11 protein-coding genes and 2 pseudogenes are annotated in these 16,012 nt (G+C 59.3%); 6 read left to right on the top strand and 7 right to left on the bottom strand.

Annotated elements, in window-relative coordinates; all coding sequences use genetic code 11:
- Positions 1–31: 31 nt before the first annotated feature.
- From PQR54_RS38940 to PQR54_RS24480, 6 genes and pseudogenes are all read right to left on the bottom strand, one after another.
- Positions 32–457: pseudogene (locus tag PQR54_RS38940) on the bottom strand (acyl-CoA dehydrogenase family protein); the annotation flags it as partial.
- 669 nt (positions 458–1,126) lie between these two features.
- Positions 1,127–2,320, bottom strand: a pseudogene (locus PQR54_RS38935) (acyl-CoA dehydrogenase family protein); the annotation flags it as partial.
- 78 nt (positions 2,321–2,398) lie between these two features.
- Positions 2,399–3,172 carry an enoyl-CoA hydratase/isomerase family protein gene (locus PQR54_RS24495; RefSeq protein WP_171928470.1) on the bottom strand — a complete coding sequence of 258 codons (774 nt, stop codon included), beginning with the start codon at positions 3,170–3,172 and terminating at the stop codon, positions 2,399–2,401.
- Between the two features lie 44 nt (positions 3,173–3,216).
- Positions 3,217–4,029, bottom strand: a complete 813-nt coding sequence (locus PQR54_RS24490) for an SDR family NAD(P)-dependent oxidoreductase (RefSeq protein WP_408250192.1) — start codon at positions 4,027–4,029, stop codon at positions 3,217–3,219.
- Positions 4,016–5,254 (bottom strand): SDR family oxidoreductase, encoded by a 1,239-nt coding sequence (locus tag PQR54_RS24485; protein WP_408250190.1) that lies wholly within the window; start codon positions 5,252–5,254, stop codon positions 4,016–4,018. Before PQR54_RS24485 ends, PQR54_RS24490 begins: the two co-directional genes overlap by 14 nt.
- Positions 5,255–5,264: 10 nt before the next feature.
- Positions 5,265–6,914: a long-chain fatty acid--CoA ligase gene (locus tag PQR54_RS24480; RefSeq protein WP_408250188.1), complete on the bottom strand. Its 1,650-nt coding sequence runs from the start codon at positions 6,912–6,914 to the stop codon at positions 5,265–5,267.
- A gap of 525 nt (positions 6,915–7,439) precedes the next feature.
- On the opposite strand from PQR54_RS24480, the gene PQR54_RS24475 reads away from it, so the two are divergent.
- The 6 genes from PQR54_RS24475 (at position 7,440) to PQR54_RS24450 (ending at position 14,798) form a co-directional block, all read left to right on the top strand.
- The gene (locus PQR54_RS24475) at positions 7,440–8,501 is read left to right on the top strand and encodes an LLM class flavin-dependent oxidoreductase (RefSeq protein WP_408250186.1); all 1,062 of its coding nucleotides are present in this window, start codon (positions 7,440–7,442) and stop codon (positions 8,499–8,501) included.
- A gap of 387 nt (positions 8,502–8,888) precedes the next feature.
- On the top strand, positions 8,889–10,079 hold the full coding sequence (locus tag PQR54_RS24470; protein ID WP_171928467.1) for a porin: 1,191 nt from the start codon (positions 8,889–8,891) through the stop codon (positions 10,077–10,079).
- Positions 10,080–10,736: 657 nt separating this feature from the next.
- Positions 10,737–11,525 (top strand): flavin reductase family protein, encoded by a 789-nt coding sequence (locus tag PQR54_RS24465; RefSeq protein ID WP_171928466.1) that lies wholly within the window; start codon positions 10,737–10,739, stop codon positions 11,523–11,525.
- Positions 11,526–11,537: 12 nt separating this feature from the next.
- Positions 11,538–11,726 carry a hypothetical protein gene (locus PQR54_RS24460; RefSeq protein ID WP_171928465.1) on the top strand — a complete coding sequence of 63 codons (189 nt, stop codon included), beginning with the start codon at positions 11,538–11,540 and terminating at the stop codon, positions 11,724–11,726.
- Positions 11,707–12,816 carry an alcohol dehydrogenase gene (locus PQR54_RS24455; RefSeq protein WP_408250183.1) on the top strand — a complete coding sequence of 370 codons (1,110 nt, stop codon included), beginning with the start codon at positions 11,707–11,709 and terminating at the stop codon, positions 12,814–12,816. The genes PQR54_RS24460 and PQR54_RS24455 overlap by 20 nt, the downstream gene beginning before the upstream one ends.
- Positions 12,817–12,914: 98 nt before the next feature.
- The gene (locus PQR54_RS24450; protein WP_408250181.1) at positions 12,915–14,798 is read left to right on the top strand and encodes an alkyl/aryl-sulfatase; all 1,884 of its coding nucleotides are present in this window, start codon (positions 12,915–12,917) and stop codon (positions 14,796–14,798) included.
- 8 nt (positions 14,799–14,806) lie between these two features.
- Here PQR54_RS24450 and PQR54_RS24445 read toward each other — a convergent pair whose 3' ends face one another.
- Positions 14,807–15,982 carry an IS110 family RNA-guided transposase gene (locus tag PQR54_RS24445; RefSeq protein WP_408250179.1) on the bottom strand — a complete coding sequence of 392 codons (1,176 nt, stop codon included), beginning with the start codon at positions 15,980–15,982 and terminating at the stop codon, positions 14,807–14,809.
- Positions 15,983–16,012 lie beyond the last annotated feature (30 nt).

The raw sequence follows: 16,012 nt of genomic DNA, 5'->3' as shown, positions 1-16,012 counted from the left end.
GCGATCCAGGGAGCCTGAAGCAGGGCGGTATTCAGGTTTGTGCGACGAGCCAGTCGAGACACTGGCTACGGTTGCCAAACCGTTCCGCTGCAGTGCGTGACTGCATGCAGAGTTGAGTCGCGGGCATCTCGACCGTCATACCCATGCCGCCGTGCATCTGAATCACTGCATGGCCAACTTCCCTGGCGACGCCTGCGCAGAACATCTTGGTCAGTATGACCAGGCGGTCAATCGCGCAGTCGTCACTGCCGTTGAAGCTTTCGATCAGGCGAGCGACTTGCCCCTTGATCCCCTCGTAGGCCACATAGCAGTCGACGACGTTGTGCCGGAGCGCCTGGTGAACAGCCAGCGGTTTGCCGAACTGCACGCGATCGTTGAGGTACTGGATCGTCTGTTCGACCTGCGCACCGACCGCACCCACGATCTGAACGCATGTCAACAGTGCCCCGATCTGCAGAGCCTGGCTAACCGCGACGTTGACGGCGGGACCGGCCAGAACAATCTCGTCTTCGTTAAGCTCGAGGCCGTCAACGTCATAGTCTGCGGTCACCGTACCGTCGATCCCGCCGAAGAACCGGGCGCGTTCAGCCAGCCGCGCGCGCTCGATGAGCACCAATGCCTGACCTTCCGTGGTGGACGCATTGAAGGCGACGTGCGTTGCCGGCTCGCTTTCGTTGGAACCGCGTACGGAACCGCGAAGCACGTTTCCTTCGAGACTGACCGTGGCAGCCTGGAGCGGAGTGCCCCGGTACGATTGCAGAACCGGCGACACGGAGGCTTCGCCGGTCAGCAGTTTTTCGAGCACCGGAGATACCGTCGGTGCGGCAGCCGCTGCTTCGAGGAGAACCGGGGCCACGGCACAACGCTCGACCAGTGGAGCGACGTTCGGATAACGCGACGCCGCTTCGACAATTGAGGCGAGATCGGCGAGCGTCCCACCGATGCCGCCGTTCTCTTCTGAAACCAGAACCGACTGCCAGCCCAGTTCGAGGGCTTGCTGCCACTTGCCTGAGGCGTTTCCTTCTACGGCATTGCCCGCCAGCGCTTCGGAAGCAGCGGCCAAACGTGCCGACGAGTCAAACATGTCGCCACAGAGAATATTGGCCACGGTATAGCCCGGCTCCATGATCGTCTTGGCGATGATGTTTTTCTGGACTTCCGTCGAACCGCCCGCCAGCGTGCGCGAGCGGTAGAACAGGTACGTATGGACAAAGTTGCGTTCGAGGTTCAGTTCGTCGTCCGACGTTGTTAGCGGCTGTAGGCGCGCGGCATACTCAGGTCCGAGCACGTCCATTGCAATCGATGTCACTTCCTGACTCTGTTTTGAACACGCCATCTTCAGTGCTGACGACTTGGACGACTGTAGTGTGCCTGCCATGTCCTCCCTGATCGCCGACAGCAGGATTTCACGTGTCCCGTATGCGCCGGCTTCCACTTCGAGCAAGCGGTCGAGCGCCTTCAGTAGCGACGGTGAAGCACCTTTTTCTTTGATCTTGTCCTGAACCAGCTGGGTCACCTGCTGGACATGACGGAGCAGGCGCGGCATGAGTGCCGGGCTAAGGCGCTCGCGGTCGAGCAGAAACTTGCCGTATGACCAGCCTTGGCCTTCGGCACCGATGCGATTGGATACCGGAACCTTGACGTCCTTCAGGAACACCTCGTTGACGTGGTGCCACTGGTCGATCGTACGAATCGGGCGAACTTCAATGCCCGGCGTGTTCATCGGAATCAGGAGCAGCGTGATACCTTCCTGGCGCTTGCCTTCGTTGCTCGTCCGCACTAGCGTGTACATGATGTCCGCTTCCTGGGCGTGCGACGTCCAGATCTTCTGGCCGTTGACGATGTAATGCTCGCCGGCTCCATCCAGAACCGCGGAGGTTTTGAGCGAGGCGAGGTCAGAGCCCGCGCCGGGTTCCGAATAGCCTTGGCACCACCATTCCGTACCGTCGATAATCGGAGGTAGGAAGCGCGCTTTCTGCTCGTCAGTGCCGAATGCCTGGATGACGGGGCCGATGTGGCCAATACCGTGGTGATACAGTTGCGGACAGTCCATTGCCGCCGTCACTTCTTCGAAGATCAGGCGTTGCATCACGTCCCAACCCGGGCCGCCGAACTCTTTGGTCCAACCCGGCGCCGAATAGCCGAGTCCACCTTTGGCCATCGCGGCCGTGTATCGGCTCAGCAGATCGCGGCCCAGTTTCCTGTTCGCGCGCGTAGCAGCGCGCACGTCAGCGGGCACATTGGCTTCAATGTATTCAGCGATTTTTTTGCGAAACGCTGCATAAAACGCTTCATCCTTCACCTGATCGACTTCGCTCATGATTGACTCGGTTTAATCTAATAGGGCGGCTATAGCTGACAGAGGCGTCGCCACGTATTTTTCAGGTTCTGTAATTGATCAGCGGCCTACATACACGGGGGCACGCTTCTCGATGAACGCGCGCTGTGCTTCCTTCGAGTCTTCCGTTTTAGACAGAAATTCGGTGTTGCCTTGCTCGTAGCGATACGCTTCGCGCAGCGGCATGTTCTCGGTCAGACGCGCCGCTTCTTTCGCAAGGCGCAACGCGATAGGCGATTTCGACGCTATTTCCTTGGCAATTTCCATCGCGAACGGCAGCAGTTCTTCTTTTGTCGTGCACGCTTCCACGAGGCCCAGTCGATACAGTTCACGTCCCGTGACTTTCATGCCCGTATAGAACATGCGGCGGGCCCGCGACTGGCTGAAAATGCGATTCAGAAACGAGACGCCTCCGGCGAGGCCGACGTTGATTTCAGGCATTGAGACGTAAGCCTCTTCTGATGCCACCCAGATGTCCGAGTTCATGACGATGCCAAAGCCGGCGCCCATGGCTGCGCCGTTGATCGCGGCAATGATGGGCTTCGGGCATTCGCGGATCGCATAGGCCGATTCGCGGACGATACGGTGATGTTTCGGAAACGCACCGGGCTGCGAGAGATCCTTGCGGTCGGTGAGATCGGCGCCGGCCGAAAACGCGGAACCGGCACCCGTCACGACGATGACCGACACGTCGTCACGCGCGCCGAGCACGTCGAAACAGTCGATGATTTCATTGCGCATCTCCGAATTTTGGGCGTTGCGCTTTTCCGGACGGTTCAGCGTAACAACCGCGATCTTGTTGTTGATCTCGACCAGCAGGGTGTTGAATTCCATTTTGTGACTTCCTCTATTAATTCGAGTGGTGCTTGGATAGCCAATCAGATTCGCGGAATGTTCGCCATGACAACCTGGCTCAAACCGCCGTCGATCAGAAGATCTTCACCATTGACATAGTCGGACCGGTCGCTGGACAGGAACAGAATCGCTTCCGCCATGTCCTTTGAGGTTGCAATCCGACCGCGGGGTACAGCTTTGTTGCGTGCCTGAAGGCGGCCTTCGTCCCGGTAATAGGCCTCACTCATTAGAGTGCGGACGAGTCCGGGGCTGACGCAATTGCTGCGAATGCCGAATGGCGCGAGTTCCAGGCAAAGTTGCCGGGAGAGCATGAGGACGCCCGCCTTGCTGGCGCTGTATGAAATACCGTTCGGTATTGCGATGTCGCCGCCGATCGACGCGACGTGCACCATGGCTCCGCCTGTTCCCGCGTCGCGCATCTGAGCGCCAAATGCCTGGGCGCAAAGAAATGCCCCGGTCAGATTGATAGACAGCAGACGGTTCCATTCGTCGACCGATGCATCCAGCACGGCGGTACGGCCACCCCCGCCGATACCTGCGTTGTTGACCAGAACTCGTGCGGGGCCGAGCGCGCGGATTACCGTTCTGGCAGCGAGCGTCACGGACGCGACGTCGGATACGTCACAGCCGATGGCGATTGCGGTGCCGCCCGCCCGCTGGATATCGTTGACGACATCAGCACCGAGTGCTTCGGTTCGATCGACAACGGCGACTTTCGCGCCCGCCGCCGCCATTTGCATGGCCGTTTCCGATCCGATGCCGCCGGCACCGCCCGTTACAACGCAAGTGCGTCCAGCCAGGCCCAGCCACGACATGGCATTTTCAAATTGACTCACGGCTCTGCCCCTCGTAGGAAGCGACGACCCACGACTGGCCGGTCAGAAATTGTGCCGCCGCGCTGGCCATGTAGCGGGTGATGGGCCGCACCTCATCGACCGACGTATGGGCGTGGACCTCGAGGGAGTTGATGCGCAGGCCGCTTGAGCCCCATTCACAAGCCTGTGTCGCTACGAACATGCGCGCCGCCGCCTCGTCACCGCAAGTGCTCCAGTCCATGGATTGTGTGGGTAGCAAAAGCGTGAGGCTGGCGTTGCGCGTATGGGCGCGGGCGAATCGCGCCGCCGCTTCATGCGCCGCGTTCAGGCACTGGCAATACGGCGCGTCCAGTACGGAGGCGTCGATCACCGCGGTGTATCCGGCATCGCGGTTACCCGTCTGTAGCGACATCCAGTTCTGCCCGGCGCCTGAGGCAACCCCCACGACCTCGATGTACGTTTCGGTGTCCATGGGCAGAACGTCATACGCGGCCGGGGGGCACTGGACAGATCCGCCGTAGACCGAAGATGCACCGTCCACGGACACAGCAGAGCCGGACAAAGGGCGAGCGCCTTCGCTGCCAAGGAAGAACAGCGCTTCGGCAAGTTCAGCTGGCTCTGCAATACGACCGAGGGGCGTTTTCCCCGCTGCGCGAACCGGATCTAGTCGACCCGAGTCGATCAGGCGGCGGACGATCTCCGTGCGAACAAAACCTGGGCAAAGGGCTGTCACACCCAGATCCGGACGTGCAAGGGCCAGCGCCTTTGTGAGCGCGATGACACCCGCTTTTGTGGGGGAGTACGCGCCGCGCAACGGGATGGCATGCAGCCCGGCGCCGGACGCGACATTGACGACGCGCGCGTGCGGTTTGAGCCTGTTTTCGAGCGTCTGGAATATCAGCCGGGGTGCATCGAGATTCAGACGGACTAGCGGCGACAACTGCTCTTGCGTCATAGCTGTGAGCGGCAATTGCGTGCTGTCCGACATGCCCGCGTTGTTGATCAGGGCATCGAGATACGGCATATCCGCGGCGAGTGTCGCGATTTCCGGCCGCTCCATAAGGTTGACGACACGAATCAGGTGCGGCTGCTTCGCCTGCGGCATTTTTGCGAGCAAATGCTGCAACGCTCCGGCCTGGTAGTCAACCAGCACGCAGCGCCATCCATCGCTGGCGAAGCGCATGGCGCTCGCATAGCCGATACCTGACGCGGATCCGGTGATAAGAACTGTTTTCTCGGATTGCATAGGTCTAACCTCAGGCGTTGCCAATATCCGTCGAGAACCGGAAGTACTCGAACTGTTTGCGCAGCGCGACCTTGTACAGCTTTCCCGTCGCGGTATGGGGGAGGGCATCCACGAACACCACGTCGTCCGGAAGCCACCACTTGGCAACGTGGCGGCGCATGTGATCCAGAATGTCTTGGGCCGTCACTTCCATGCCCTGTTGTTTCACCGCGACGAGCAGTGGACGCTCCTGCCAGTGCGAGTGATGCAGACCAATAACTGCGGCCTCGGCAATCGCGGGATGGCTGAGGGCCGCGCTTTCCAGGTCCAGCGACGAAATCCATTCGCCTCCCGACTTGATCACGTCTTTTACGCGGTCCGTAATCTTGAGAAATCCGTCGGCGTTCATCGTCCCCATATCGCCGGTCGAGAACCAGCCGTCCGAGTCCCATCCGTCATGCTCGTGCTTGTAGTACGCGCGGGATACCCACGCGCCGCGCACCTTCAGTTGTCCGGTGGTTCGGCCATCGCGCGCAAGCGGATTTCCCTCGTGGTCGAACACCGCGATTTCAGTGCCGGGCAGCGGACGACCGGCAAGCATCTGGAGACCAACGCGTTCATCGACTGTCAAATGCGAGTGCTTGGCAAGGGGCACGTTAACGGTCACGACGGGACTGGTTTCGGTCATTCCCCACGCTTGACACAGATAGGCGCCGAAATACTGCTCGAGCTGCTCGATGACTCGGCGCGGCGCTGCCGATCCTCCCGAGAGCGCCCGCGTCATGACGATGTCGCGGCGGCGCTGTTCGGGATCCACGTTCTGCGCATAGTCGAGCAGCGACATCCAGACGGTAGGTACGCCGCAAGACACCGAGCACTTCTCGTCGCGGAGCATCGCGTAGACGCTTTCCCCGGACAGTTGCGTGCCCGGAAGAACGAGCTTGGCGCCGGCCATCGCGGACGAATGCGGGATGCCCCATCCATTCACATGAAACATAGGAACGACTAGAAGGATGCTGTCGCGAGCGCTAATAGCGAAGCAGTCGGCCATGCAGGTGGACATGGCATGCAGTACCGTGGATCGGTGGCTGTACACAACACCTTTGGGATTGCCCGTCGTGCCCGAGGTAAAGCACATGGACGAGGCGCTGTTTTCGTCGAGTCGGGGCCATGTATAGACGTCGCGACATGCTGCGATCAGGGATTCGTAGCAGGCGAGCCCAGGAAGGTCCAAGTCGGGCATCTGACCGACTTCGCACAGCGCGATGAAGCTTTTGACATTCGGGCACTGCGGTGCAATTTTCTCCGCAAGTCCGGAGAGGCCCACATCGAAGAGCACATGAGTGCTCTCGGAGTGATTCAGGATGTACGCGACCTGGTCGGCGAATAGGCGCGGGTTCACAGTGGTCAGGACTGCGCCGGTGCCGCACACCCCGTAATACAGTTCAAGGTGCCGGTGTGTATTCCAGGCCAGCGTCGCGACACGTTGACCGGCGCTCACACCCAGAGAATGGATCAGATTCGCGACCTGCTTCGAGCGGCTGCGCGCTGCCCGCCACGTGTAGCGATGGATATCGCCATCGCCAAGGTTGGACACGATTTCCTGATCGCCATGGTAGTTGGCCGCATGCTCGATCAGATCGGAGATCAGGAGCTGCCGTTCTTGCATCAGTCCGTTCATTGTCGTCCTGTTTTATCGATCTAACGTCTCACTCCATGAACCTGTTTGCCGAAGCAACAAACAGAGCTTTGAGGCAGGTTCGCGCAAGGGCTTTCACGCGACTCGAACGGCACGATGGCCGCCGTTACGGACCGAAGCAACCCGGCGGCAACGGAGCGACGCATGCCAATGCGGCCGAATACCTGAGTCCGCACATTGTCGATTCGTCGCGCAGACGGTCTTCATCCACATTCCGTCTGGCCAGTCGCATCGGATGACGCCCGCAGACCTTCAAGAACGCATTGCGCGCGGCAAGCGCTTCAGGATTGTCACAGGGTTACTACTGGTCCGAGCACTGAAATAGCCTCAAATAGCTGAAGCTAATGTACTACACGGAATGCTCGCTATTGGGCGAGTATTAATGTCGAATTCGCAATACAGAACGAGAAATTATGTGGGTTGTGCGATGGGTCACGGGCTGCTCATAATCCGCTTCAGCTTAGCGCCAGCCAGTAAGCCATTAACCACTACAACGGAGATGCCATCATGGAATTCGGCGTATTTCTACTTGCGCAGCAGCGCAGCTACGCTCAAACCTCACAGAGCGTCATCCACAATACCATCGAGCAAACGGTCGTAGCCGAACAGGCAGGCTTCGATGCTGCGTGGTACGCCGAGCACCATTTCAACAATTACTCGCTGTCGCCGTCTCCGTTGATGACGATTGCTCACGCAGCGGCCAAGACGACGAAAATCCGCCTGGGGTCTGCGGTTTGCATTCTTCCGCTCTACCATCCGGCACGCTTGCTGACCGAGGTCGGTCTTGCAGATACGCTGTCCGATGGGCGCCTCGAACTGGGCATCGGTTCAGGCTACCAGCAGTTCGAATTTGAGCGGTTCGGCTGCAACCTCGCCAACAGCGGCGAGATCTTCCATGAGGTATGGGACATCCTCAACAAAGGTCTCAACGATAAGGTCTTCGAGTACAAAGGCAAGCACTTCGACATTCTGCCCACCTCGGTTGCGGTCCGTACAGTGCAGAAGAAGATACCGCTCTGGATCACGTCGATGAACCCGTCAACGCTGGGCCGCGCATTCAGCGAGAACGTCAACTTGTTCACAACGGTCCTGCATGGCGGCAACGACGCGCTGCGCGCTCTGCGCGACAGGCTGGAAGGTCTGGCCGCGCAGCTGGGCAAGGATCTCGGCCAGACCAAGATCGGGTTCTTGCGGTGCGGCTTTGCATCGGACAGTAAAGCCGAGGTCGGCGCATACCTGGACTCGGCACGCTGGGCGCGCCGTATCTCGGAAGCGCTGAAGGACCGTCGCATGGACGTAGACGACGGATACCTGATGAAGGAGACTCCCTGCGCCGCTGATATGACGCTCGATCAGTTGCGTCAGAACTTGCCGGTCGGCTCCGTGAACCAGGTGATTGACAAGCTTCTCGCCGAAATCGAGATCCTGAAGCCGAACCATATCGCTCTGCAAACGCAGCTCGGTGATTGTGACCAGAAAACGATGCTCCGGCAGATCGAGCTCTGGGGCGACAGGATCATTCCGGCAGTGCGCAAGGAACTGGCTCGCAACAGCAAGCTTGCAGCCTAAGGACCGAATAGAAAGGCGGAGGCGAATGCGTCCGCAGATGACGGACAGTAATGGGCTTACGCCGATTGCACTGCCGCTATTCCAGCAAGCCGGCCATTGGGAAATTGGACGGAACCCCAACGCGATGTTGGCAGGGTAACGACGCAGGTTTGCCTCGCGACCTTCCCACGCGCTAAGCGCTTGACCATTCTTGCTCTCACGCAGCAAGTGAAGAAGCTCCGCAAATAATCACTATGAGAATGAGATGCGGCGAGTAGGTGCGTGGCCCTGCAGCGCTGCTGTGCGGGGACTGAAATGAATTCGTTTTTTTGATTTCTTTTCATTTTCGCGGACGGACACCGATTGTGTCTGATCACGCGATCAATAAAAAATATTGGAGACACCGCAATGAAGAAGACTTTCGCGGGCGCTGCATTGGCGATGTTCACCGTCGCAGCACATGCACAAAGTTCAGTCCTGATATACGGCATTCTCGACGAGGCAATCACGTACACGAATAATACTGGCACGAGCAATGGGAACGGGACCGTCACGCCGGCCGGCTCCAAAGTCGCAATGGACTCTCTTTCAGGGACGGCCGGTTCGCGATTGGGTTTCCGCGGTGACGAAGATCTCGGTGGCGGCCTCCACACGATCTTCACGATGGAATCGGGCGTTAATCTTCCGGCCGGCAGTTTGGGTCAAGGCGGACTGATGTGGGGACGACAGATCTTCGTCGGTCTGCGGAGCGCGAAGTTCGGGCAGGTGACGTTGGGTCGCCAGTACGATTCTGTCTACAATTTCACACTGCTGCTGACCTCAGGCTCGCTGACTTCGAATGGCGCTTCCATGCACGCGGGCGATCTTGACAACGCCGCAATCAATCTGCGGCAAAACAATTCGATTCGCTATCTAAGCCCAAATATCAAGGGCCTGACGTTCGGCGGTGGACTTGCTCTCGGCGGCGTCGCGGGTGACGTCACCAATGGCCTGCAATATAACTTCGGTACTCAATATGATACGGGAGTGGGCCTGAAAGTCGGGGCGGCCTACGAGTTCTTCAAGAATCCTACCGGACCTACGAGTGGCACCGGCTGGTTCACGTCGAATGGCTCAGGGACGCTGCTGAGCCACCAACTGGACGCTGGTTATGTGAGCGCGCGTTCCTACCAGATCGAGATGATTGCCGCGCAATACACGAAGGGCGCGTGGACGTTCGCCGGTTCGTGGTCGAATGCTGAGTTTGGCAATATGACGGGCTTCAACGGTGCTGCGGTCAAATTCAATACGTTTGATCTGGGCGCGCAATACAAGTGGACGCCCGCCTTCTATACGTCGGTGGGCTGGAACTATCAGACGTCGGCTGGCGTGACGAAAGCGGATGGCACGAAGGTCGGCAATCAGCACTCGAACCAGTTCTACGCACTCGCCTGGTACAGCCTGTCGAAACGTACGGGGCTATACGCTGCGGTGGGTTATCAGGACGCGAGCGGCGTGAATTCGCGAGGAGGTCTAGCAGTCGCCGACATCGACAACATAGTAGATAGCGCGACAGCCAAACAGGTTGTGGCACGAATTGGCATTCGTCAAAACTTTTGAGGCACGTGCTCATATCGTGTGATGGCGCAGGAAGTATCGACGGGCGGACGATTGCTATCGATGGATGCTCTTGACCGAATATCTGGCGAAGACTTCAGTCATGTTTGTTCGCAGTTGTGCACGGAGATACGGGGGAACGTGTTCGCGAAGCCACGCAACGCCGGCATGGCGACATCGGGCGCGTTCGAGATTGCCAATTAGAACTTTGCGATCGCCTCGCGGGAAATTCCGCCTCGTCTTCTATGCACTCCCGTACAGCCACTGCCTGAACTGGGTGATCCCGACGGTCAAGCTGTCCACCGGCACGTATCCGGCGCAGGCGGTTTCTCTGCGCTCCGCGGACGCGAATGCAAGAACGGCGAACGTCGCGTCGAAAGCCAAGCAGTATTGATGTCAAATCATCAATACAGAAAGCGAGTTTTTTGAATTGAGCCGGGTCTGTTGAACGTCTTAGAATCAATTCAACAACCAATCGTACTCCCGTCGTCGGTCTTGCTGACGATTGCTTACCCGGGATTGGATATGTTCAGGATGACTCCCGGTTTTCCATCGTTTTTTGATTGCGCGCTGAGTCCGCGAAGCAATGAAGGCACTAACTTGGAACGAAATGAGAGTGGCGTTTGGACTAATTGAAATCAGGCAATACGGAGACCTGCAATGCGTTTGCATATGACCAACAGTGGTGCGATCACGCTGATCGCACCGTCACATTTCAAGCAATTCGAGATATTGGTCGACGAGCAACCGAGCGCTTCGTTGGATCGAGCTATTGCGCGAGTCGGTCAGCGTGCCGATGATGAACATATCTGGGTCAATCCTCAAGTCATTCGATTTCTGTCGGGCAAAGCGGGGGATGCGGATTGGGAGGCTGGATTTGACGCCATGGTAGGTTTCGCCCGGAAATTCAACTGGGTTAGCGAAGCTGGTCTGATTCGCGCGCACATTGTGCGCAATGAGCGCGCGGACAGTAGTTCGGTCGAAGATTTCAAGGCGGCCATGCGCATGCTGGCGGCTGGCGTGTCCGCGATAACGACGGGCGACGTCGCCAATCCGAGCGGTATGGTGGTGTCCAGCCTGACTGCAATTTCGGCTGAACCGCCGCTGGTGGGCTTTTTCGTGCACCGCGATTCCTCCATGCTTGAACCGTTGAAAACCCATGCGAAATTCGTCGCGAATATCCTGGGGCACACGCATGAGGGCGTGGCGACGAATTTCCTGAAGAAGCCGCAGGGCTGTTCGCGCTTCGCCGAAGGGCAGTGGGATTCGGGGCTAGACGGCCTCCCAATCCTGGCCGACGCGCTGGCCAATGTCGAATGCCATGTCATCCATACAACGACTCTGGGCACGCATGAGATGTTCGTGGGCAAGATCCGCAAGACGACCACCGGCGCGTCGGGCTCGCCGATGGTGAACTTCAATGCCGGAATGCGCGCTCTGGTGCAGTAAGTGGAGATCCAGATGCTGGCACACGATTGGACGATCAGCGCGCTACGACAATGTCAGATTCCGACCGGTTTCAATTCATGGCCGGTATCCACGCCTGCATTGAGGAATACGGCAGATTACGGGATCGACCTGGTCCGCTATTTTGGCGACAACGGTATGGGATCGGTGGAATTCCGGCCGCATGGCGACACCGATTCATGAACATACCAAGGAGACAAAAATGTTGAGTTACGAAGTCACGGAGCACGGCAGGCCGTTGCAGGCTCGCCTGCGTGAGACACCCGTGCCGAAAGGCCGCGAGGTCGTGCTTCGCGTCACGCACTCGGGCCTGTGTCACACCGACCTCCACTTGTGGCATGGCTACTTCGATCTGGGCGGCGGCCGCCGCGCGCCGCTCAGCGAGCGAGGCCTCGTCCCGCCGCTGACACTGGGACATGAGCCACTCGGAATTGTGGAGGCGGTGGGCGACGCCGTGACCGAGTTGGCCCCGGGCGCACGCTGTCTGGCGTTCCCCTGGATCGCTTGTGGTGCCTGTTGGGCATGTGACAAGGGGCGCACCGAATTATGCGCCAGGCAGCGCAACCTGGGAATCGGCCTGCCGGGCGGGTTCGCCACGCACCTTGTGGTGCCCGACGCGCGCTACCTGGTCAATGTCGACGGCATCGACGACGCTTTTGCTGCAACGTTGGCCTGCTCTGGTGTTACGTCTTATGCCGCTGTCAGCAAGCTACCGACGCTCGAAGCCGATGATCACGTTGCTGTAATCGGCTGCGGCGGCGTCGGCCTAACCGCAATCTCGATCCTTCGTGCGCGCGGTATCGAACGCATTATTGCTTGCGACCTCTCAGAAGAGAAACTGGAGGCCGCGCGTTCACTCGGCGCCACGCAGGCGGCGCGCACGGACAGCGCAGAGGCGGCCCAGGCGCTCATGAAGCTCGCGGGCAACATGCTTGGCGGCGCGCTGGATTTTGTCGGCCTTCCTTCCACGCTCGAACTGGCCTACACGGCGCTGCGCAAAGGCGGCACCTATGTGCTTTGCGGCTTGCACGGCGGCCAAGCCACAATACCGATCCCGCCGATCGCGCAACGTTCGCTTTCGATCGTCGGTTCGTTCGTTGGCTCCATCGCCGATCTCGAAGCCACGGTCGAGCTGGCGAAGGCGGGCAAGCTCGCCCGGCTTCCAATACAGACCTGCGACGCCCGCGAGATCAATACGGCGCTAAGCGCGCTCGATGCTGGCCGTGTGATCGGCCGGACCGTGATCGATTTCACGAACGCGGAGGTCGCATGACCACGATTGCACGGGACACCGCGACCGTGGCGGCTGACAGCGACACGATAATCAAACCGAAAGAGGCGCATCCGGCGACGATCGTCCATAACGCGACTGTGCGCGACACGCTGGACTTCGACGATACAGCTGACTTCGACGATGCCCGGCATGGATTTGTCGGAACGCTTGAGCCCCCGGTGATCTACAACAGCAATGGTGAAGCGATCTGGGACCAGACGCGGTACGGTTTTCTTGAGGACGAAGCCGCGCCCGATTCGGTGAATCCGAGCCTGTGGCGGCTCGCGCGTCTGAATCATATTCACGGCCTGTTCAAGGTGACCGACCGGATATATCAGGTGCGCGGTTTCGATCTGGCAAACATCACGTTCGTCGAGACCGATCATGGGCTGATCGTGATCGACCCGCTGACCTTCGAGGAGTCGGCGCGTGCTGCGCTGGCGCTGTACACTGCGCACCGCGGCGAGCGGACAGTCCTCGCGGTTTTCTACAGTCACAGCCACCGCGATCATTTTGGCGGCGTGCGCGGCGTGATCGATAGTGCGGACGTGGCGGCCGGCGCAGTGCAAGTTATCGCACCCGAGGGATTTCTCGAAGAAGCGGTCTCGGAAGCCGTGCTGGCTGGCGTTCCAATGCGTCGCCGCTCGGAATTCCAGTTCGGTACGTCACTTGATGCGGGCATATTTGCCCATGTCGACAGCGGTCTCGGCAAGGCGGTGGGCCGTGGCACATCGGGGCTGATTGCGCCGACACGAACGATCGCGCGGACAGGCGAGTCGATGGTAATCGACGGACTCGAGATTGAGTTCCAGTTGACCCCGGGCGCCGAAGCACCATCGGAAATGAATTTTTTCTTTCCGTCGTTGCGGGCACTGAACATGGCGGAGAACGCGTGCCATACGATGCACAATCTTTGCCCGCTGCGCGGCGCCAAGGTACGCGATGCACTCGCGTGGGCACGGTATCTCGACGAATCGATCGACGCCTATGCAGGTCGCGTCGATGTCGTCTACGCACAGCATCACTGGCCGATCTGGGGACAAGAGCGCATCAACACGTTCCTCGTCGAGCAACGAGATCTGTATCGCTATCTGCACGACCAGACGCTGCGCTGGATGAGCCACGGCTTGGGCCCTCGCGACATCGCGGAAAAGTTGATGTTTCCTGAAGGGCTGTCCCGCAAGTGGCATACGCGTGGCTACTACGGCGCGGTTGTGCATAACGTTCAGGCCATCTATGCGTTCTATATGGGACCCTACGACGGCAATCCCTCGACCCTGCATCCGCTTGCACCCACTGCGGCCGGTACCAAGTATATCGACTACATGGGCGGCATCACGGCAGTGATCGAGCGAGCCCGCGCGGATTACGCCCGCGGAGAATTTCGTTGGGTCGCTCAGCTGATGAATCACGCGGTATTTGCCGATCCGTTGTGCGAGCCTGCGCGACAGCTAGGCGCGGATGCGCTCGAACAACTCGGCTACCAGGCCGAATCGGCTACCTGGCGTAATGCCTATCTGCTGGCGTCGCGCGAATTGCGACATGGGAGTCCGAGCCAAGCGGTGGCCGGCAACACGGTCAGTCCTGGCATGATCGCTCAATTGCCCGTGTCACTGCTGCTTGATTTCCTGGCGATTCGCGTCAAGGGGCGCGAGGCGGCCGCGCTGACACTGCGGCTGGATTGGACGATGCGCGACGAGAATCGCTCGCACCGTCTCGTGCTCAGCCACGGTGCGCTCACTCACCGCGCCGGCAGTCATGGCGACGCTGCCCAGGCACGCGTGCTGACCGAGCGTGCTGGCCTGACACAAATCTTTGCGAATGGTGGCGACTTCAAAAAGGCGATGGACCGCGGCTGGCTGACGGTGGAAGGGGATTCCGAGGCAGCGCGAACATTTTTTAGCCTGTTAGACGAATTCGATCCGGCGTTCGCTGTAGTCGAGCCGGCATCGGCTTGTGGCCAACAGCGGGAGGCGGCCTAATGATTTTGTCAAGCAACCGGCAGCGGTTTAGGGGCATAGGGTGTCCTGTTGTGGAGGATGGCCCACAGCACATTCACGCGTCGTCTGGCCAGAGCAATGATGATCTGATGATGTCGCTTGCCCTCTTTGCGTTTGCGTGCGTAGAGCGCGGCGCTCTCGGGACAGCGCATCGATGCGAATGCGGACTGATAGAAGATCCGCTTGAGACGCTTGTCGCCCTTTTGAGGTCGTTTGAGCCAGCTGGATTTGCCCGATTGCTTCAGGACGGGAGCCAGGCCAGCGGCCGAAGCCAATGCATCAGGCGATCTGAAGCGGACCGTTGGGCCTGCCACGGCGATGAATTCTGCCGTCAACAGCGCCCCCATGCCGGGCAGGCTGCGAATGAGGGCGGCGTCAGGGTGGGTAGTCAGCCTTGCTTCAATGTCGCGGTCCAGTTCTGCTTCCCGCTGGCGATTGCGAAGCGCCTCATCAGCCAGTTCCCTGATGAGGCTCGCTGTCAATCGCTCGCCGGGCAATGCAATCGTCTGCTTCTCGGCACAGACTCGTACCTGTGCCATGAGCTTGCGTGCAAACGCCTGGACTTTTCCCGCTTTCAGCTCAGCAAAAATCTGGTCGTTGGAAACAGCACGAAATTCCTCCGGCGTGCCCCAACAGCGCAGCAGGGAGAGATCCGTTTTTCTGCGCAAATCCAGACAATGCTCGAGCTCTGGAAAGATGCTTGCAAGCAGGTCATGCATGCGGGCCAGCCTGCGAGTCTGTTCTTCCGTCAGGTCACGACGCCGGGAAACCAGCAACCGAAGCTCGATATCGATTTCGCTATCCGCCGTTACCTTGCGCAAATCCCGTCGAGTACGGATGAGATCGGCAATAACTCGCGCATCACGGGGATCGCTCTTGGCTTCGCCACCCGCAGTTCCTTCGCGGGCACGGTTCACGGCCACACCAGGAATGTGCAGCAACTCAAATCCGGCTTCCAGAATGACTGCCTGAATCAACGAGGCGATTCCGCCCAGGATGTCGATGCCGACGCGTATCGGAGCCGGCAGCCTTCGCAGTTCATCGACCAAAGCCTGCAGGTCAGCCGGGGTATTCAAGAGCTTGTGATTGAGCAACAGAACACCCTGCGTATCTACCGCGCAAACCCAATGCACCTCCTTGGCAACGTCAATACCAACGTTGGTCATGGTGGTTCTCCTTCCACGAATTACAGGCGA

Origin of the sequence: Paraburkholderia phytofirmans (assembly GCF_046028095.1) — a bacterium.
GTDB classification, from domain to species: Bacteria; Pseudomonadota; Gammaproteobacteria; order Burkholderiales; family Burkholderiaceae; genus Paraburkholderia; species Paraburkholderia phytofirmans_A.
This window is presented reverse-complemented; position numbering and strand designations above follow the sequence as displayed.

Excerpts from the sequence above, each read along its gene's own strand:
- PQR54_RS24495 (WP_171928470.1), bottom strand. The coding sequence starts at position 3,172 with ATGGAATTCAACACCCTGCTGGTCGAGATCAACAACAAGATCGCGGTT.
- PQR54_RS24485 (WP_408250190.1), bottom strand. The coding sequence starts at position 5,254 with ATGCAATCCGAGAAAACAGTTCTTATCACCGGATCCGCGTCAGGTATC.
- PQR54_RS24480 (WP_408250188.1), bottom strand. The coding sequence starts at position 6,914 with ATGAACGGACTGATGCAAGAACGGCAGCTCCTGATCTCCGATCTGATC.
- PQR54_RS24475 (WP_408250186.1), top strand. The coding sequence starts at position 7,440 with ATGGAATTCGGCGTATTTCTACTTGCGCAGCAGCGCAGCTACGCTCAA.
- PQR54_RS24470 (WP_171928467.1), top strand. The coding sequence starts at position 8,889 with ATGAAGAAGACTTTCGCGGGCGCTGCATTGGCGATGTTCACCGTCGCA.
- PQR54_RS24465 (WP_171928466.1), top strand. The coding sequence starts at position 10,737 with ATGCGTTTGCATATGACCAACAGTGGTGCGATCACGCTGATCGCACCG.
- PQR54_RS24460 (WP_171928465.1), top strand. The coding sequence starts at position 11,538 with ATGCTGGCACACGATTGGACGATCAGCGCGCTACGACAATGTCAGATT.
- PQR54_RS24455 (WP_408250183.1), top strand. The coding sequence starts at position 11,707 with ATGGCGACACCGATTCATGAACATACCAAGGAGACAAAAATGTTGAGT.
- PQR54_RS24445 (WP_408250179.1), bottom strand. The coding sequence starts at position 15,982 with ATGACCAACGTTGGTATTGACGTTGCCAAGGAGGTGCATTGGGTTTGC.